Genomic DNA, 17,120 nt, shown 5'->3' with positions numbered 1-17,120 from the left:
ATACTCCAGGGAGGTGCCGATCATGGCCGACTATAAAACGCCTCAGGAAGAGCGGATCGCCGAATGCGCCTATACCATCTGGGTGCAGGAAGGGAAGCCGAGCGGCAGTTCGGAGCAGTTCTGGGATCGCGCGATCGAGGTTATTGCGCTTGAAGAAAATGCCGATATTTCCAAAGTCCCGATCAAGCGGGACGGCGTAACCTTCGCCCCCCTGGAACCCCAGAATAATCAGGTCGATTTTCCCGAACTGACCGAACGGTCGCAAACCTGGAAGGCCGGGTGAGCGCCGCCGTTTTTGTTCATCGTCATCCTCGGGTCGATCCCGAGGATGACAGATTCAGTTAAAGCTAATCTCAGCAGTCTTCCCCACCCGCGCCGCCAGAAAATCGATAAAGGCGCGGATACGGGTCGCCAAATGTTCATGCCCGACATAGACGGCATGTATCACCTCGATGTCGCCGCCGTTGAATTCCTCCAGCAGCGGCACCAGGGTCCCTGCACGAATATCCGCCTCCACATGGAAACGTCCGACCCTCGCCAAACCCAGCCCCTCCAGGCATAGCTGCCGGACCGTGCTGCCATTATTCGCGAGGAAATTTCCAAAGACCTCCCGCATCTCCACCGCCCCCGTCATCGGATCGCGAAACGGCCAGTCGTCCTGTGCCCGGCGGAAATTAAAGCGCAGGCAGTTATGCTGATCGAGATCTCCAGGCACCTGCGGCGTGCCATGACGGGCGAGATAAGCGGGCGCGGCCACGATCACACGCGGACTTTCGAAAAGCTTCCGCGCCTTCAAAGTGGAAGAGCGCATTGGCCCGGTTCGAATGGCGATATCGGCCCGTTCCTCCACCAGATCGACCATGCTGTCCGTCAGCGACAGGTCTAGTTCGACCTGGGGATAGAGTTCCATGAATTCCGGCACCAACGGCACGATGCAGCGTACGCCGATGCCGACACCGGTATTGACCCGCAGACGCCCACGCGGCACCGCCTCGGCGCCGCTGGAAACCAAGCGTTCGACCTCGGCAATCTCCGCCAGAATCCTGCGGGCGCGCTCCAGGTAGAGTTCGCCTTCCGCCGTCAGGGTCAGCGCACGGGTGGAGCGCATCAGAAGGCGCGTTCCCAACCGATCCTCGATCCGGCTGACCAGTTTGCTGACCGCCGATGGCGACAGTCCCAGCCGTCGCCCGGCGGCCGAGAAACTGCCCTGCTCCGCCGCCAGCGCGAAGACCTCCATCTCGCCCGCCCGATTGTCCATCACCGATCCTTGAATTCAATTCACAGATGATGATCCGATATTACCAATTATCGCGCAAGCGGCGGCGACCGATATTCCGGATCAGATTTCTTCTTCCCCAAGGATCGGTGTCATGCCGCTTGCTCTCTTTGCCCTCACCATCGCCGCCTATGCGATAGGAACCACTGAATTCGTGATCGTCGGTCTTCTGCCGATGGTCGCGGGTGATCTTCAGATCTCCCTGCCGCTCGCCGGATTGATCGTCAGCGTCTATGCTCTCGGTGTCACCTTCGGCGCCCCGATTTTGACGGCCCTCACCGGCCGGATCGAACGCAAGCCCTTGCTCCTGGGGCTGATGGCGCTGTTCATCCTGGGTAACACTGCCGCCGCCCTGGCCCCGACCTATGAGCTGCTGCTGGCGGCGCGGGTCGTTTCCGCCTTTGCCCATGGTGTCTTCTTCTCGGTCGGCGCAACAATTGCAGCCGGACTGGTCGCCGAAGACCGCCGCGCCTCTGCCATCGCCATGATGTTCATGGGGCTGACCGTCGCCATCGTGACCGGCGTGCCGCTGGGGACCTGGATCGGCCAGATGCTCGGCTGGCGCGCGACTTTCTGGGCGGTCGCCGGTCTGGGTGTGATCGCCTTTGCCGGGATCGCCGCCCTCCTGCCCGCGACTATCGCCAAGGCGCCGCCCGCCCGGCTGATCGATCAGGTGCGTGTCCTGGGTTCCGGCCGCCTGCTGCTGGTCTTCGCCATGACAGCCCTAGGTTACGGCGGCACCTTCGTCACCTTCACTTTCCTCGCCGCTATGCTGCAGGAAGTGACCGGCTTTGCAGCCTCCACCGTCAGCCTCGTGCTGGCGCTCTATGGTCTAGCCATCGCTTTTGGGAATATTGCGGGCGGTAAGATCGCGGACCGCGATCCGGTGAAAGCCCTGGTGCGTCTCTTCGCGGCCCAGGCCCTGGTGCTGGTGATCTTCACCTTTACTGCGCCAATGCCGATCCTGGCGCTGATCACCCTCGCCGCCCTTGGTTTCCTTTCCTTCGCCAATGTGCCGGGCCTTCAGCTTTATGTGGTGCAGATGGCCAAGCTGCATCGGCCAGGGGCGGTGGATGTCGCCTCCGCCCTGAATATCGCAGCCTTCAACCTTGGGATTGCCGCCGGGGCCTGGATCGGCGGGCTGGTCGTCGCCTCTCCCCTTGGTCTGCCGGCCACCCCCTGGGTCGGCGGCATTCTGGTCGCAAGCGCCCTGGTTCTGACCCTCTGGAGCGGTCGCCTCGACCGGGCAAAGCCCCTGCCGACCGATGCCGCCCCCGTTCTCTCGCACTAAGGATATCTGAGATGCAGATCCCCAAACTCGGCTTCGGCACCTTCCGTATGAGCGGCGATGACGTCCGCCGCATGGTCCCCGCCGTCATTAACCTTGGCTATCGCCATATCGACACCGCGCAGATCTATGGCAACGAAGAGGCGGTCGGCGATGGTATCAAAGCCTCCGGCATAGATCGCGCCGACCTGTTTCTGACCACCAAGGTCTGGGTGGATAATTTCAAAACCGACAGTTTCCGACGTTCGGTCGAAGAAAGCCTCGCCAAGCTTCAGACGGACTATGTAGACCTGCTGCTGCTCCATTGGCCCAGCGAAGCGGTGCCTTTGGCTGACCAGATCGCTGCCCTCAATGCCGTGCAGCAGGCGGGGATGGCGCGGCAAATCGGTGTCAGCAACTATTCGACCGACCTAATGACCAAAGCCATTAGCCTCAGCCAGATACCGCTTAGCGTCAATCAGGTGGAATATCACCCCTATCTGAACCAGACCCCGGTCCTGGCAGCGGTTCATAAGGCCGACATGACCCTCACCGCCTATTACGCCATGGCGGATGGCAAGGTTCTGGCTGATCCAGTCATTAGAAAAATTGCAGCAGATCATGGCCGATCGATTGCTCAGATCGTCCTGCGTTGGCTCGTGCAACAGGATGGCGTTACCGTCCTTTCCAAGACGGTCAGCGAGGAACGCGCCGCCGAGAATGCTGCCATCTTCGACTTCAAATTAAGCTCAGAAGACATGAGAAAAATTCATGATCTTGCCCGCCCTGACGGCCGGATAGTCAGCCCGCCAGGCCTGGCGCCGATCTGGGACTGACAGATCAAGGTCCAGCTTCACAATTCCGCCTCCTTTGCGGCACCATACTGCCGCAAAGGAGGCCCCATCATGCGCTTGACCATCCTGACTCTAGGTATCGCCATTGTCCTTGGCGGCACCGCTTTGGCAGACCCCGGCGGCAAGGGGAGACACAAGGATAATCCCGGCAAGGGAGGAGGCGGCGAGAGCGGCTTATCCCTGTCTCTCGACATCCGCTTTGGTGCCGACGAGGCCAAGATCATCACCGATTATTATCGCAGTCAGCCTGCCGGAAAGCCCTTACCACCGGGCATTGCCAAAAACCTCGCCCGCGGCAAGCCGTTGCCGCCGGGTATTGCCAAGCGCTATCTGCCGGGAGATCTGCTGGGTCGCCTCCCCCATCGCGACGACCGATATCTGCGGATCGTAGCCGGACGCGACGTCCTGCTGATCGAAGTCGGCAGTGGGCTGATCCTGGATGTCTTGCGGGGAGTTCTGGCTTAATCCGCTGGTTTAGATCGCAGCTAATCCGAGGGCCTTAACCGACAGGCTGAATATTCCAGCCTGCGGCATCCGGGCAGAGTGAGGGCACACAAGAAACGGTCACCCTCAGTCGAAAGGCTTCCCCGATGTCCGGCTACCTCTTCTTCGTCGCCCCCGCTGAAAAGCAGTGGAAAGTTATCGTCAACCGGGCCGAACAGCTTTTCGCGTCCTATGAGCAAGCCTATAGCGCCGCCCTGAATGACGCCCTGACCATGCGCAACCTCGGCGCCGATGCTGCCGTCCTGCGCGCCGTCGATCAGGATGAATATGAAGTGGCCTGGCCCGCCCCCATGGGTGCCTGATCTCTATGAAGGGATCACGGCCATGTCTGAATTCTCGCCGCATCAGATCGAGATCGAGGCCCATCCGATAGAAGATCGCGGGCCTTTGGAGTTCTGTTTTAGAGCCTGTGATCAGGATGATACCCCCCCGTTGGGCCTTGCTGGCGTGATTGTCGCCTTGGCGGTCGGCCGCGACAACGACCCCTGCTTCGGCTTCTGAGCGATAAAATATTTCGGCCCATCTGTCGGCAATGGGCATAGTCGTTCGTCCTGTGATCGATCTGGAGGAACGACCGATGCTCTACGCCATCCTTTGCTACGACAATGAAGAGGTTGTCCACGGCTGGTCCAAGGAAGAGGACGCCGCCGTGATGGAACGCCTCATCGCCGTGCAGGAAAAGCTCAAGGCCCAGGGGCGCCTCGGCCCCGTGGCCCGTCTGCTCCCCACCACCGCCGCCACCACAATCCGCAAAGGCCCGACACCGCTGATCCTCGATGGCCCTTTCGCCGAGACCAAGGAACAACTGCTGGGCTTCTACATCGTCGATTGCGCGACGTTGGAAGACGCCACCGATGTCGCCAAGGAGCTGGCCGCCGCCAGCGGATCGGCCGGGGCGTTCGAGCTGCGCCCCCTCATGGTCTTCCGCCCCAATGACGTGACGCGTGACACGGCCTCAAGCAGCCCAACGGGCGGTAGGCCAACACAATGACCGATCTGGCCTGGATCGATGCCGCGTTGACCGGCGCCCGGCCCCAGGTGCTGGGGGCGCTGCTGCGCTATTTCCGCGATCTGGATATAGCCGAGGAGGCGTTCCAGGAAGCCAGCCTCAAAGCCCTCAAAACCTGGCCGCAGAAGGGCCCGCCGCGCGATCCCACCGCCTGGTTGATCTTCGTCGGGCGCAATGTCGCCATCGACAGCGTGCGGCGCCGCGCCAAAACCACCGAGCTTCCGCCCGAAGAGCTTCTCTCGGACCTGTCCGATGCCGAAGCCGATATCGCTGAACGGCTGGATGGCGGGCAGTATCGCGACGATATCCTCCGCCTCCTCTTCATCTGCTGTCATCCGGACTTGCCCGCGACTCAGCAGATCGCCCTGGCCCTGCGGATCGTCTCCGGCCTGTCGGTCAAGCAGATCGCCCGCGCCTTCCTGGTTGGGGAGAGTGCGATGGAGCAGCGGATCACCCGCGCCAAGGCCAAGGTCGCCGCCAATAACGTGCCTTTTGAAGCGCCGGGGCCGGTGGAGCGCGCCGAACGCCTGGGCGCCGTTGCCGCGATGGTCTATCTGGTCTTCAACGAAGGCTATTCCGCCGCCGCCAATGAAGCCAACCAACGCGCGCCGTTGTGTGATGAGGCTATCCGGCTAGCGCGCCTGCTGCTGCGGCTCTACCCCGCCAAACCGGAGATCATGGGGCTGCTGGCCCTGATGCTCCTGCAACATTCCCGCACGTCGTCCCGCTTCGATGCGACAGGAGACGTGGTGCTGCTGGATGATCAGAACCGGGGGCTGTGGAACCGGGTGATGATCACCGAAGGCCTGGCCCTGATCGACAAGGCGATCCGGCATCGCCAACGCGGGCCTTATCTGGTGCAGGCCTGCATCGCTGCCCTCCATGCCCGTGCAGCCACAGCGGCCGAGACGGACTGGGCAGAGATCGACCTGCTCTATGGCGTGCTGGAACGGATCGAGCCATCGCCCGTCGTCACCCTCAATCGCGCGGTCGCAACCATGAAGGTCCATGGCGCGCAAGCCGCCCTGGCCATGGTCGATCCGCTGCGCCCGGCTTTGGAAGGATATTTCTATTTCCATGGCCTACGCGGCGCGTTGCTCCAACAGCTTGACCGCGCAGAAGAAGCACGCGAGGCCTTCAACTGCGCCATCTCCCTGGCCCAGACCCCGGCCGAGGCGGCACACATCAGATCGCACCTCGATCAGCTAAGCCTGTCATCCCGGACCTGATCCGGGATGACAGGCGCCAGGACTATCCGATGGTCATCAGACTGGCGTTACCACCCGCTGCGGCCGTGTTGATGCTGGTGGAGCGTTCCTCGATCAGCCAGTCGAGGCAATAGTCCACACTGCCGCCGATCAACCCGTCGGTCGAGGTTCCTTGGGTCAGCACCAGGGGGCCGCCTAGCTCCGCGATCCGGCGATTGACAGCGATCAGGCGCAGATCGTCCCCTTCGACCAGCGCGCCGGAAATATGCCCTGCGCTGGCCCAGTCACTGACCGCTTCCACCGTCCGGCGGATATCAGCGGGAAGCTCGGGAAGCAATTCATCGGCACCGGCCTGGGTGTCGACCAGAGCGCTATTGCCGGTTGCCAGCGCCGCGCCCAGTTGCAACAGCAACCCTTCGCGGGAAGCGGGGACCAGCAGCAGACGCCCACGGGGGTGCAGGCTGTAGAGATTGCGCTCGCCCACCGGACCCGGCAGTTCCATCTCGATCCCCAGGGGCGAGAGGTCGATATAGGTCTGCACACGGGCTGCCAGGGCCGCTTCGCCCCGGCTGATCAGCCAGTCGCGATAGGTCTGGGCCAGCGGGCTGCGGATCGGGGTCCTGGCCCCCGGCAAAGCCTGGGCCGGACGCTCCGACACCAGACGGCGCAGATAGAGCGGACCGCCCGCCTTGGGGCCGGTACCCGACAGGCCCCGCCCACCGAACGGCTGCACGCCGACGATGGCGCCGATGACATTGCGGTTGATATAGACGTTGCCGACTTCGATCCTGCTGGTGACATGGTCGATGGTCTCATCCAGGCGGGTATGCAGGCCGAAGGTCAGGCCATAGCCGGTGGCATTGATCGCATCAATCAACTGGTCGAGGTTTTCGCGCTGGAAACGGATCACATGTAGCACCGGCCCGAAGACCTCGCGCGTCAGATCGGCGATGCTGCCGATCTCGATGATCGTTGGTGGCACAAAAGTCCCACGGGCGGTTTCGACGGGCAGAATGCTCTGCTCGATCTTATTGCCCTTGGCCTTCATGGCCGCAAGATGCCGTTCGATATTCTCCTGGGCTTCGGCCGTGATCACCGGGCCGATATCGGTTGCGAGGCGATCCGGATTGCCAATCGACAGCTCCTTCAGCGCGCCTTTCAGCATATGGAGCGTACGGTCGGCCACATCCTCCTGCAGGCAGAGCAACCGCAGGGCTGAACAGCGCTGACCGGCGCTGTCGAAGGCCGAGGCGATGACGTCCCCCACCACCTGTTCGGCCAGGGCGGAACTATCGACGATCATCGCATTCTGGCCGCCGGTTTCGGCGATCAGCGGAATCGGCTGCCCGTTACCCGACAGGCGACCGGCCAGTTGCTTCTGGATCAGGCGGGCAACTTCGGTCGAGCCGGTGAACATGACACCCGCCGTCGCGACATTGCCGACCAGAGCGGCACCAACCTCGCCCGCGCCGGGGATCAGTTGCAGGACGGCGGCGGGAATTCCGGCTTCATGCAGGATGCGCACGCCTTCGGCCGCAATCAGCGGGGTCTCTTCTGCCGGTTTTGCCAGCACGACGTTCCCGGCAGCCAGCGCCGCCGCGATCTGCCCGGCGAAGATCGCCAGCGGGAAATTCCAGGGGCTGATGCAGACGATCGGACCCAGCGGCCTGTGCGTTTCGCTCTTGAAGCCGTCGCGCACCTGGGCAGCGTAGTAGCGCAGGAAGTCGATGGCCTCGCGAACCTCGGCAATGGCGTTCGGAAGCGACTTGCCCGCCTCGCGCACGATCAGCCCCAGCAGCGTCGGCATGCGCGCCTGCATGATATCGGCGGCCTTCAGCAGCCAGTTTGCGCGGTCGGCGGGGGATGTCTCGGCCCAGCCCTTGGCGGCTTCGACAGCCCGGGTGAAGGCTGCCTCAACTGTTGCTGCATCGACATCGACGGTAACGCCGACCTTATCGCGATGATCGGCAGGATTCAGCACATCGCGGGCGGTGCCGGTCCCCAGAGCGGGCTCTGCCTTCCAGGCAATAGCAGCGCTAGCCTTCAACGCCTCGGATAGGCTGGCGAGGGTGGCTTCATTGGCAAGATCGATGCCGCCGGAATTGGGCCGTTCGGCGTAAAGATCGCGCGGGCCGGTGATCTTGGCGTGCTGAGCGCCAACCGGGATGACCTTCTGCGCCAGCTCGACCGGGTCGGCGATCAGTTCCTCGATAGGGACAGCCTCATCGGCGATGCGATTGACGAAGGAGCTGTTGGCGCCGTTTTCCAGCAGGCGGCGGACGAGATAGGCCAGCAAGGTCTCGTGAGTCCCGACCGGGGCATAGATGCGGCACGGTCGATTGAGTTTTTCGAGGCCGACGACCTCCTCATAGAGCGGTTCGCCCATGCCGTGCAGGCACTGGAACTCATATTGGCCGCGATGGTAGGAGCCGGGCGCCATCTCCAGGATCGTCGCCAGGGTCTGGGCGTTATGGGTCGCGAACTGCGGGAAGACCGCATCGGGGGCCGCCAGCAGCTTGCGGGCGCAGGCGATATAGGCAACGTCGGTGTAGATCTTGCGGGTATAGACCGGGAAACTGTCGAGGCCTTCGACTTGGGCGCGCTTAATTTCTGCATCCCAATAAGCGCCTTTGACCAGACGCACCATGATGCGGCGCTGGCTACGGCGGGCGAGATCAACGATGAAATCGATGGCCGCCGGGCAGCGCTTGCCATAGCCCTGGATGACAAAGCCGATGCCGCTCCAGCCTTGCAGATCGGGGTCGAAGCAGAGGGCTTCCAGCAGATCGAGGGAGATTTCGAGGCGGTCCGATTCCTCGGCATCGATATTGAGGCCGATGTCGTAGCTCTTGGCCAGCGCCACCAGCGATTTGACGCGCGGCAGCAGTTCGCTCATCACCCGGGAAATCTGCGCCCGCGAATAACGCGGATGCAACGCCGACAGCTTGATCGAGATGCCGGGGCCTTCATAAACACCGCGCCCGGCCGATGCCTTGCCGATGGCATGGATCGCCTGCTCGTAGTCTTTGAAATAGCGCTCGGCATCATGGGCCGTGGTCGCGGCCTCGCCCAGCATGTCATAGGAATAGCGGAAGCCCTTGGCTTCCATCTTGCGGCTGTTGTCGAGGGCTTCCTCGATGGTCTGGCCGGTCACGAACTGCTCGCCCATCATGCGCATCGCAACGTCGACGCCCTTGCGGATAACCGGCTCACCCGCCCGCGCAACGATTCGGGTCAGGGCGGAGGCGAGGCTGTTCTCGTTGACAGTGCCGGTCAGCTTGCCGGTGACGACCAGACCCCAGGTGGCGGCATTCACGAACATAGACGGGCTATGGCCCACATGTTTGCGCCAGTCGCCGGTCGAGATCTTGTCGCGGATCAGCGCATCGCGGGTGGCGCGGTCGGGAATGCGCAGCAGCGCTTCGGCCAGACACATGAGCGCGATGCCCTCCTGGCTGGAGAGCGAATATTCGTGGATCAGCCCCTCGACACCGGCGCCGGTGCTTTTGGCGCGCAGGGCTTCGACCAGCTTGCGCGCGGTCTTGGCGGCCTTCTCCCGGATCGGCGCGGGCAGGGTCGCGGCCTCGATCAGGCCAGGCAGCAGATCCGTCTCGGGCGTCCGGTAAGCGGCGGTGATGCGCTGGCGCAGCTCGCTCTGGGCGCTGACGGGCGGGGCGAAATCGGCAAAGGGGGCAACGCTCATCTGAGAAGACCATCCTGCTGGCGAAGGGTTTTCCGAAGGCTAGGCGAGGTACAGGCGGATATCGACGGTTGATTTTGCCGATCTGCCGGATAAAGCTTCGTCAAATTGGCTTGAGACAGAGAATTATGAGCGAACTCGACAAAATTGACCGGCGAATCCTGAATATTCTCCAGACAGAGGGGCGGATTGCCAACATCGAACTGGCCGAGCGCATCGGTTTATCGGCGACAGCGGCGGGCGAGCGCCTGAAGCGGCTGATGAAGGACGGCTATATCGAAGGTTTTGGCGCGCGGCTGGTTCCCGAGAAGCTGGGCTACGGCCTGCTGGTGTTTGTCGAGGTGCTGCTGGACAAGACCACCCCCGACGTCTTCGACAAATTCGCCCAGGCCGTCCGCCGCGCGCCGGAGGTTCTGGAATGCCACATGGTGGCGGGCGGCTTTGATTATCTCATCAAAACCCGCCTGCCCGACATGACCACCTACCGCCGGTTTCTGGGCTCGATCCTGCTGTCGCTGCCGGGCGTAAAAGAAACCCGCACCTACGCGGTGATGGAAGAGGTCAAAAACAACGGGCCGTTGAGTTTGTGAGCCAAATTATGCTCGTCATCCCGCACTTGATGCGGGATCCCTCTCAAGCCGGACCGCCTCGGATAGACCCCGCATCAAGTGCGGGGTGACGAGCCTCTTTTTGAAACGTTTACCCCTCGGCCGTCGCCTTGATCTTCGCCAGCCCGGCCTCGAAGTCTTTGCCGACCATGCCGTCCATGCTGCAGACGAGGTGGAAGATGCGGAAGAAGAAGGGCACCGGGCCGAACATGGCCCAGGTGACCGTTACGCCATCGCCGATGTCGGTTAGGGTGAATTCGGCGTGGTTGCTGGCCTTGAAGGGCTTGAAGAAATCGAGGCTGAGCAGCAGGCGCCGGGCGGGGGCAGCCTCCAATATCTCCATGCGTCCTTCGCCGACATTCTTGTCCCCCTGCCAGCTATAGACAGCGCCTAAGCCCTGGGCAGCGCCGTCAAAGCTGCGGACCATGTCCGGATCCTTGGTCTCGTAAGGCGACCAGGACTGCCAGCGGCGGAAATCCGCGATCAGCTCATAGATCTTATCGGCGGGGGCATGGATGGTCGTCCGCCGCTCCAGCCGAAACTGGTTCGGGCGGGTGGCGATGAAAGCCAGAAAACCCGCCACGGCAGCGGCGATGATCAAGATAGTCGTCAACATGGGGCGTCTCCTTGGAAGCGGTTTTCCCAAGGACGAACGGATTTCCGCCGAACCGACAGCGGGCAGAAGTTTTTTATTCCCCGGCCTGGGCCATCCAATCGGTCAGCGAGGGTGTCGGCAGATCGAACTGCTGGCGGGTCCCGGCATAGCCGTGCCCGCCCATCCGCCCCAGCGCGTCGATGCCCATCTGATCGACATAGAGCCGCTCGGCATCCACGATCTCGCTCTTGTAGTGGGCGGCCACCACGGTGCCGAGAACGATCTCCCGCGATTTGCTGACCGCTACCGTCATGAAGCGACGGCATTCCAGGGCGGCAGGAGCTTCCTTGATATAGGGGCAACCGACCTTATGGCCGGGCATAGCGGTCAGCCCGGCTTTGACCAATTCGTCCGTTCCCGGTGGAAAAGCCACCGCTGTCACATTCATCGCATCGACCAGATCGGCACTGGCGATATTCACCGTGAATTCCTCGGTCAGGCGGATATTAAGCGCGGTGTCCTTGAAAGACATATCGGCCCTATTCTCGATCCCCACCGCAACGATGGCCGGATCGGCCGACAGCACGCCGAAGAAGCTGTAGGGCGCGGCATTCACCCGGCCTTCGGGACTGCGGGTGGTGATCCAGGCGATGGGGCGCGGCACCACGGTACCGATGAGAAGCTTATAGCGCTCGCGACCCGTCAAGGCCTCGAAATCAAAAGAAGTACGCTCAGTCATGGCGGGACACCGGGGTGAGAGGAAGCCCTCCCCGCCAGCATCCAGCTGGGGTCAGGCGGTATAGCGGCCGAGGATGGTGCGCAGATCGCGCTGGCGCCCCTTGGCATCGGGCAGCAGGGCGCGGTCGGTCACGGCGGTCAGATGCTCGTCCATCAGGCGGATGGCGGTCGTGGCATCGTGATTGGCCAGCGCCGTGCAGATCTCCAGATGCTCGTTGATCGCGCAGTCGCTGGAATGCGGGCGGCCATAGAGCGCGAGGATCAGCGAACAACGCGACACCAGCTCGTTCACGTAACGCGCCAGCACCGCGCTGCCGGAGATTTCGGCCAGCATGGTGTGGAACTCGCCCGCCAGACGAATGGCTTCGGGCGGGCTTTCGGCTGCCTGTTCGCGCATCACATGGTTCTTGAGGGTGGCGAGGTCCTCTGGAGAGATCCGCTCGGCCAGCCGCTGCGCCACTTCGCGCTCCAGCGCCCGGCGCACGGAGAAGATGTCGTAGGCCTCGTCCAGACTGGGACGCGAGACGGCCGCCCCGCGATTGGGCACCAGATCGATCAGCCCCTCCGCCGAGAGCCGCGCGAAGGCAGAGCGCACGATGGTCCGGCTGACCCCGAAGCGCTCGCCGATCACATCCTCCGGCAGTTTGTCGCCCGGCAACAGCGCCTGTTCGATGATCGCCTGCCGCAAGGCACGATAAACCCGGTCGCCGCGCGAACTGGTGCTGTTCTGCTCTTCGCTCATCTACGGCCCTCGGTTCAATCGCAGTCATGCCTGTGGGTATCCATCGTTGTATCCAAACGGTTCAGCACGTCCACCGCTTTCTCCAGCAGAGCACATCTTAGAATCGTATACAATATGGAAGCAGATTAGGCACATGATGCCCGCCAATTGAGCAGCAAGCTCCGTGAAATCTTGACCACACGGACAATTTTCAGCCTATCGGCACCATAATGGGGAAATTTTCCATCAACATCGTCGGGTTTTCGTTTGGCACGCCCCTTGCTGAACGGATTTTTGTATGCTCTTATCGTATACGATTTATGACAAGGACCGACGATGCCTTCGCATTTCCTGCTTGTTAACGGCAATACGACCGATGCCTTGACCGGACGCCTGACGGCTCTGGCACAGGCACGGCTGCCTGCCGGAAGTAAGGTGCGAGGGATCACCGCCGGGTTCGGCTCCGACTATATTGCCAGCCGCAGCGCCTGCGCCGTCGCGGGCCATGCAGTCCTAGAGGCTTTGGCTAGCTCGCTGGCGGAAGGAACCGAGCCTTCGGTCGCGATCATCGCCTGCTTCGGCGAACCCGGCATTGCCGCCGCCCGCGAACTGATGCCCTGCCCGGTTGTCGGCATGGCCGAAGCCTCTGTCCTATCCGCCCTTCAGTTGGGCAGCCGCTATGGCATCGTGACGGTTGGTGAGCGTTGGCCTGCGATGCTGGAAGACTATCTGCGCGGCATCGGCCTTGATGAACGGCTTGCCGGGATCGTCAAAGTGCCTGGCCGCGCACTGGATCTTGCCGACAGGCCCGACGAAGCCCGCGCCGCCGTGCGCTCGGCCATCGATACCGCCATCGACCGCCATGGCGCGGAAGTGGTGATCATCGGCGGCGCCGCCCTCTCGGGGCTGGCCGCTCAACTTCAGGATTCGGTCGAAGTACCGCTGGTCGACAGTCTTGAGGCGGCCCTCGCCCAAGCCACTGCCCTGGCGCAACTCGCCCCCCGCAAGGCACGGCGCGGCAGCTATGCCCCCGTCCCCCCGCTTGCCAGTCAGGGGCTCAGCCCCGCCCTGGCCAGCCTCTTGTCCCACACACGCGCTTAAACGAGGAGACCGGTTCGATGAACAGAGTGACAGCGTTCCTTCTGGCTGGCGTTGCCGCCTTCGGCATTGCCACCACCGCTCCCGCCAAGACGATCAAATGGGGTGGGCATCGCGATATCGCGTCGCTCGATCCCTATTCCTTTGGCGAAACCACGACCCTGGCCTTCCTCAACCACGTCTATGAGGGGCTGGTGCGGTATGACGCCAACCTCAAGATCGAATCGGCCCTCGCGACCTCCTGGGAAGTGAAGGGCAATGTCTGGCGCTTCACCCTGCGGCCCGGCGTGAAGTTCCATAACGGCAATCCCTTCACTGCCGATGACGTCGTCGCTTCGATCAAGCGCGCGACCCATGACACCTCGCCGCTCAAGGGCAATCTGCCCGCCTATAAGGATGTGCGGAAGGTCGACGATCTGACGGTGGAGATCGAGGTCAACGGCGCCTATCCGCTGCTGCTGAACGATCTGACCAACATCTATATCTTCGACGCCGAATGGCTGAAGGCCAACAACAGCGAACTGCCGACAGATGCCGGTAAGGGCGTTGAAGGCTATGCGACCCACAATGCCAACGGCACCGGCCCCTTCAAGGTGGAAAGCCGCCGCCCGGACGCCATGACCGTGATGTCCGTCAACCCGACCTGGTGGGACAAGCCCAAGCATAACATGGACCGGATCGAGTTCATTCCGATCTCCTCGGCCCCGACCCGCGTGGCAGCCCTGCTGTCGGGCGAAATCAACTTCACCAACATGGCCCCGCTGCAGGATATCGGCCGTCTGGAGAGTGCTGAGAACCTGAAGGTTCTGCTGGCGAACGAACTGCGGACCGTCTTCTTCGCCATGAACTTCGGCGACAAGCTGGTCGACAGCGACGTCAAGGACAAGAACCCGCTGAAAGACATTAAGGTCCGGCAGGCGCTCTATCAAGCGCTCGACATGAACGCGATGCAGAAGCGAGCGATGCGCGGCCTGTCGCGCAATACCGGCGCCCTGGTCGCCGCAGCCATCCCCGGCTACGCGCCCGAACATGAGCCGCGCCTGCCCTTCGACCCGGATGCCGCCAAGAAACTGCTGGCGGAAGCCGGCTATCCCAACGGCTTCAGCTTCTCTTTCCTCTGCTCGACCGATAGTTACGTGAACGAGGAAGAACTCTGTCAGGCCGCCGCCGCCATGTGGACGCGCGTGGGCCTGAAGCCGCAGATCACGTCCGGTCCGCGCAGCCTGATGAACCCCAAGCGCGTGAAGGGTGAATTCGACATCACGACGCTGGGCTGGGCGAACGAGCCAATGATCGATGCCTATTCGATCCTGATCCAGGTCGTTCATACCAAGTCGGGCGCTGGCGGCGTCTTCAACTGGGGTGGCTGGGGCAATGCCGAAATCGACAAGCTGACCGACGATTCGGCCCAGGAACTCGATCAGGCCAAGCGCATCCCGATGATGCAGAAGGCCCTGCAGATCGCCAAGGACCAGCACATGTTCCTGCCGCTGCATCAGCAGCCGATGGCCTGGGCTGCCTCCAAGGATGTGACGGACATCGTGCAGCTTTCGGATAACAAGCCGCGTCTCTGGCTGACCCGGATGAAGTAATCGCGGATGATGGGGGCGGCTGCGCCGCTCCCATCCTTTGCCCAGGAGTTTCCCGATGCTGTCCTTCCTGATCCGGCGCCTCGGCAATGCCCTTTTCGTCATGCTGGCCGTGGCGGGGCTTGCCTTCCTGATCTTTCGTTTCGTCGGCGATCCCGTCGACATGATGCTGAACGAACAGGCGACCCAGGCCCAGCGCGACGCCTTGCGCGAACGTCTTGGCCTCAATGCCTCCGTCGGGGTGCAGTTCGCCAAGTTCGTGACCAACGCCGCGACCGGCGATTTCGGCATCTCCTATCGTAATCAGCAGGATGTGTTTCCGCTGATCATGGAGCGTTTCCCGGCGACCCTGGAACTGGTGCTGGTGGCAACGGTTCTGTCCCTGGTGATCGGCTTGCCGCTTGGCGTACTGACGGCCATCCATCGACAGAAATTCTATGCCCAGTCTCTACAGTTCCTGTCCATCGTCGGGGTGTCGCTCCCCAGTTTTGCTGTTGGGATCTTTCTGATCCTCATCTTCTCGGTCGGCCTTAAGCTGCTGCCGTCGTTCGGGCGAGGAACGGTGGTGGATCTCGGCTTCTGGTCGACCGGGTTCCTGACGACGTCGGGCCAGCGCGCCCTAATCCTGCCTGCCTTTACCCTCGCGATGTTCCAGATCACCCTGGTCATGAGGCTGGTGCGGGCGGAGATGCTGGAAACCCTGCGCACGGACTTCATCAAATTCGCCAAGGCGCGCGGCCTGCCGAACCGGATCGTCCATTTTCGCCATGCCCTGCGGAACTGCCTGATGCCGGTCGTCACCGTCACCGGCATGCAGATCGGCAATCTGATCGCCTTCGCCCTGATCACCGAGACGGTGTTCCAGTGGCCGGGAATGGGGCTGCTGTTCATCCAGGCCGTGACCTTCGTCGATATCCCGGTGATGGCGGCCTATCTGGTGCTGGTCTCCTTCATCTTCGTCTCCCTCAACACCATCGTCGACCTGCTCTATGGCGTCGTCGATCCCAGGCTGCGGGGCGCAGCGGCAGGAGGCGGTCATGGCTGAGGCGATCCGCGCTTTCTTCGGCGGCGATCTCTGGTGGAGCCTGAAGCGGCATCCCCAGGCGCTGGTCTCGGCGATCATTCTGCTGATCATCTTCGCAGCCGCCCTGTTCGCCCCGATCTTAAGCCCGCAGAACCCCTTCGATCTGGCTCAGCTCGATCTGATGAATGCGGAACTGCCACCGGTCTGGACCGGGGAAGGCGAGCCGGGCTATCTGCTGGGTACCGACAATCAGGGCCGCGATATCCTGTCGGCGATCCTTTATGGCAGCCGCATCTCGCTGATGATCGGGCTGGCAACTGTCGTCGTGTCGCTGGTGGTCGGGGTGAGTTTCGGTCTTGCCGCAGGGTATCTCGGCGGCTGGATCGACAGTCTGCTGATGCGGGTTGGCGATACGCTGCTCTCGATCCCCACCATCCTGGTCGCGATCCTGGTCACCGCCGTCTTCCGTCAGGTACTGCCGCCGGGCATTCGGGAGGCTGCGACCTCCATCATTGTGGTGCTAGCGATTTCGCTGACCAACTGGGTGCAATATGCCCGCACCGTGCGCGCCCAGACGCTGGTCGAGCGGCGCAAGGAATATGTCCAGGCGGCAAAGCTGATCGGCGTCAAGCCCTGGCGCATCATGCTGGGCCATATCCTGCCCAACACCATGACCCCGGTTCTAGTGACCGCGACGCTCAATATCGGCCTCGCGATCCTGGTGGAGGCTACCTTGAGCTTCCTGGGTATCGGCATGCCGCCGACGGAACCATCGCTCGGCACGCTGATCCGGATCGGCAATCAATATCTTTTCTCCGGGCAATGGTGGGTGGTGATCTTCCCAGCCGCTTACCTGTGTCTGCTGGTCCTGGCCGTCAATTTGGTCGGTGACTGGCTGCGCGATGCCCTTAATCCCAAGCTGCGTTAGA

18 protein-coding genes are annotated in these 17,120 nt (G+C 62.4%); 13 read left to right on the top strand and 5 right to left on the bottom strand.

Annotation, left to right across the window (positions count from 1 at the left end):
- The first annotated feature begins 22 nt into the window (after positions 1-22).
- Positions 23-283: a DUF2934 domain-containing protein gene (locus tag ACFSM5_RS10875; RefSeq protein WP_379876394.1), complete on the top strand. Its 261-nt coding sequence runs from the start codon at positions 23-25 to the stop codon at positions 281-283.
- Positions 284-337: 54 nt separating this feature from the next.
- Here ACFSM5_RS10875 and ACFSM5_RS10870 read toward each other — a convergent pair whose 3' ends face one another.
- On the bottom strand, positions 338-1,258 hold the full coding sequence (locus ACFSM5_RS10870) for a LysR family transcriptional regulator (protein ID WP_379876393.1): 921 nt from the start codon (positions 1,256-1,258) through the stop codon (positions 338-340).
- Positions 1,259-1,370: 112 nt separating this feature from the next.
- Here ACFSM5_RS10870 and ACFSM5_RS10865 point away from each other — a divergent pair, with 112 nt between their 5' ends.
- From ACFSM5_RS10865 to ACFSM5_RS10835, 7 genes are all read left to right on the top strand, one after another.
- Complete coding sequence (locus tag ACFSM5_RS10865) at positions 1,371-2,567, top strand: MFS transporter (RefSeq protein ID WP_379876392.1); 1,197 nt, start codon at positions 1,371-1,373, stop codon at positions 2,565-2,567.
- An 11-nt stretch (positions 2,568-2,578) separates the two neighbouring features.
- A complete protein-coding gene (locus ACFSM5_RS10860) occupies positions 2,579-3,379 on the top strand; it encodes an aldo/keto reductase (protein WP_379876391.1) in 801 nt (266 codons plus the stop codon).
- A gap of 69 nt (positions 3,380-3,448) precedes the next feature.
- Complete coding sequence (locus tag ACFSM5_RS10855; protein WP_379876390.1) at positions 3,449-3,862, top strand: anti-virulence regulator CigR family protein; 414 nt, start codon at positions 3,449-3,451, stop codon at positions 3,860-3,862.
- A gap of 125 nt (positions 3,863-3,987) precedes the next feature.
- Positions 3,988-4,203 carry a hypothetical protein gene (locus ACFSM5_RS10850; RefSeq protein ID WP_379876389.1) on the top strand — a complete coding sequence of 72 codons (216 nt, stop codon included), beginning with the start codon at positions 3,988-3,990 and terminating at the stop codon, positions 4,201-4,203.
- Between the two features lie 22 nt (positions 4,204-4,225).
- Positions 4,226-4,402 carry a hypothetical protein gene (locus ACFSM5_RS10845; RefSeq protein ID WP_379876388.1) on the top strand — a complete coding sequence of 59 codons (177 nt, stop codon included), beginning with the start codon at positions 4,226-4,228 and terminating at the stop codon, positions 4,400-4,402.
- A gap of 76 nt (positions 4,403-4,478) precedes the next feature.
- The gene (locus tag ACFSM5_RS10840; protein WP_379876386.1) at positions 4,479-4,892 is read left to right on the top strand and encodes a YciI family protein; all 414 of its coding nucleotides are present in this window, start codon (positions 4,479-4,481) and stop codon (positions 4,890-4,892) included.
- Positions 4,889-6,139, top strand: coding sequence for an RNA polymerase sigma factor (locus ACFSM5_RS10835; RefSeq protein WP_379876385.1), 1,251 nt, complete (start codon positions 4,889-4,891; stop codon positions 6,137-6,139). Before ACFSM5_RS10840 ends, ACFSM5_RS10835 begins: the two co-directional genes overlap by 4 nt.
- A gap of 22 nt (positions 6,140-6,161) precedes the next feature.
- Here ACFSM5_RS10835 and putA read toward each other — a convergent pair whose 3' ends face one another.
- Complete coding sequence (gene putA / locus ACFSM5_RS10830) at positions 6,162-9,821, bottom strand: trifunctional transcriptional regulator/proline dehydrogenase/L-glutamate gamma-semialdehyde dehydrogenase (RefSeq protein WP_379876384.1); 3,660 nt, start codon at positions 9,819-9,821, stop codon at positions 6,162-6,164.
- A gap of 68 nt (positions 9,822-9,889) precedes the next feature.
- Between putA and ACFSM5_RS10825 the strand changes: the two genes are divergently transcribed.
- Positions 9,890-10,408, top strand: a complete 519-nt coding sequence (locus ACFSM5_RS10825) for an Lrp/AsnC ligand binding domain-containing protein (protein WP_465261242.1) — start codon at positions 9,890-9,892, stop codon at positions 10,406-10,408.
- A 109-nt stretch (positions 10,409-10,517) separates the two neighbouring features.
- Here ACFSM5_RS10825 and ACFSM5_RS10820 read toward each other — a convergent pair whose 3' ends face one another.
- From ACFSM5_RS10820 to ACFSM5_RS10810, 3 genes are all read right to left on the bottom strand, one after another.
- Positions 10,518-11,042 (bottom strand): SRPBCC family protein, encoded by a 525-nt coding sequence (locus ACFSM5_RS10820; RefSeq protein ID WP_379876383.1) that lies wholly within the window; start codon positions 11,040-11,042, stop codon positions 10,518-10,520.
- Positions 11,043-11,115: 73 nt separating this feature from the next.
- The gene (locus ACFSM5_RS10815) at positions 11,116-11,760 is read right to left on the bottom strand and encodes a flavin reductase family protein (protein ID WP_379876382.1); all 645 of its coding nucleotides are present in this window, start codon (positions 11,758-11,760) and stop codon (positions 11,116-11,118) included.
- 51 nt (positions 11,761-11,811) lie between these two features.
- On the bottom strand, positions 11,812-12,501 hold the full coding sequence (locus ACFSM5_RS10810; protein WP_379876381.1) for a GntR family transcriptional regulator: 690 nt from the start codon (positions 12,499-12,501) through the stop codon (positions 11,812-11,814).
- A gap of 315 nt (positions 12,502-12,816) precedes the next feature.
- On the opposite strand from ACFSM5_RS10810, the gene ACFSM5_RS10805 reads away from it, so the two are divergent.
- Genes ACFSM5_RS10805 through ACFSM5_RS10790 form a run of 4 tightly spaced genes read left to right on the top strand, consistent with a single transcriptional unit; the run spans position 12,817 to position 17,119 of the window.
- On the top strand, positions 12,817-13,581 hold the full coding sequence (locus ACFSM5_RS10805) for an aspartate/glutamate racemase family protein (RefSeq protein WP_379876380.1): 765 nt from the start codon (positions 12,817-12,819) through the stop codon (positions 13,579-13,581).
- 17 nt (positions 13,582-13,598) lie between these two features.
- Positions 13,599-15,170, top strand: coding sequence for an ABC transporter substrate-binding protein (locus ACFSM5_RS10800; RefSeq protein WP_379876379.1), 1,572 nt, complete (start codon positions 13,599-13,601; stop codon positions 15,168-15,170).
- 55 nt (positions 15,171-15,225) lie between these two features.
- The gene (locus ACFSM5_RS10795; protein WP_379876378.1) at positions 15,226-16,212 is read left to right on the top strand and encodes an ABC transporter permease; all 987 of its coding nucleotides are present in this window, start codon (positions 15,226-15,228) and stop codon (positions 16,210-16,212) included.
- The gene (locus ACFSM5_RS10790; RefSeq protein ID WP_379876377.1) at positions 16,205-17,119 is read left to right on the top strand and encodes an ABC transporter permease; all 915 of its coding nucleotides are present in this window, start codon (positions 16,205-16,207) and stop codon (positions 17,117-17,119) included. The genes ACFSM5_RS10795 and ACFSM5_RS10790 overlap by 8 nt, the downstream gene beginning before the upstream one ends.
- Position 17,120 lies beyond the last annotated feature (1 nt).

The organism is Lacibacterium aquatile, from assembly GCF_042683105.1.
Lineage (GTDB): Bacteria > Pseudomonadota > Alphaproteobacteria > Elsterales > Elsteraceae > Lacibacterium > Lacibacterium aquatile.
Note: the sequence above shows the minus strand (reverse complement) of the source record. Positions and strands in the feature narration are given on the sequence as shown.

Bases quoted from the DNA above. Each gene is read 5' to 3' on its own strand.
- ACFSM5_RS10875 (WP_379876394.1), top strand. From the start codon at position 23: ATGGCCGACTATAAAACGCCTCAGGAAGAGCGGATCGCCGAATGCGCC.
- ACFSM5_RS10870 (WP_379876393.1), bottom strand. From the start codon at position 1,258: ATGGACAATCGGGCGGGCGAGATGGAGGTCTTCGCGCTGGCGGCGGAG.
- ACFSM5_RS10865 (WP_379876392.1), top strand. From the start codon at position 1,371: ATGCCGCTTGCTCTCTTTGCCCTCACCATCGCCGCCTATGCGATAGGA.
- ACFSM5_RS10860 (WP_379876391.1), top strand. From the start codon at position 2,579: ATGCAGATCCCCAAACTCGGCTTCGGCACCTTCCGTATGAGCGGCGAT.
- ACFSM5_RS10855 (WP_379876390.1), top strand. From the start codon at position 3,449: ATGCGCTTGACCATCCTGACTCTAGGTATCGCCATTGTCCTTGGCGGC.
- ACFSM5_RS10850 (WP_379876389.1), top strand. From the start codon at position 3,988: ATGTCCGGCTACCTCTTCTTCGTCGCCCCCGCTGAAAAGCAGTGGAAA.
- ACFSM5_RS10845 (WP_379876388.1), top strand. From the start codon at position 4,226: ATGTCTGAATTCTCGCCGCATCAGATCGAGATCGAGGCCCATCCGATA.
- ACFSM5_RS10840 (WP_379876386.1), top strand. From the start codon at position 4,479: ATGCTCTACGCCATCCTTTGCTACGACAATGAAGAGGTTGTCCACGGC.
- ACFSM5_RS10835 (WP_379876385.1), top strand. From the start codon at position 4,889: ATGACCGATCTGGCCTGGATCGATGCCGCGTTGACCGGCGCCCGGCCC.
- putA (WP_379876384.1), bottom strand. From the start codon at position 9,821: ATGAGCGTTGCCCCCTTTGCCGATTTCGCCCCGCCCGTCAGCGCCCAG.
- ACFSM5_RS10820 (WP_379876383.1), bottom strand. From the start codon at position 11,042: ATGTTGACGACTATCTTGATCATCGCCGCTGCCGTGGCGGGTTTTCTG.
- ACFSM5_RS10815 (WP_379876382.1), bottom strand. From the start codon at position 11,760: ATGACTGAGCGTACTTCTTTTGATTTCGAGGCCTTGACGGGTCGCGAG.
- ACFSM5_RS10810 (WP_379876381.1), bottom strand. From the start codon at position 12,501: ATGAGCGAAGAGCAGAACAGCACCAGTTCGCGCGGCGACCGGGTTTAT.
- ACFSM5_RS10805 (WP_379876380.1), top strand. From the start codon at position 12,817: ATGCCTTCGCATTTCCTGCTTGTTAACGGCAATACGACCGATGCCTTG.
- ACFSM5_RS10800 (WP_379876379.1), top strand. From the start codon at position 13,599: ATGAACAGAGTGACAGCGTTCCTTCTGGCTGGCGTTGCCGCCTTCGGC.
- ACFSM5_RS10795 (WP_379876378.1), top strand. From the start codon at position 15,226: ATGCTGTCCTTCCTGATCCGGCGCCTCGGCAATGCCCTTTTCGTCATG.
- ACFSM5_RS10790 (WP_379876377.1), top strand. From the start codon at position 16,205: ATGGCTGAGGCGATCCGCGCTTTCTTCGGCGGCGATCTCTGGTGGAGC.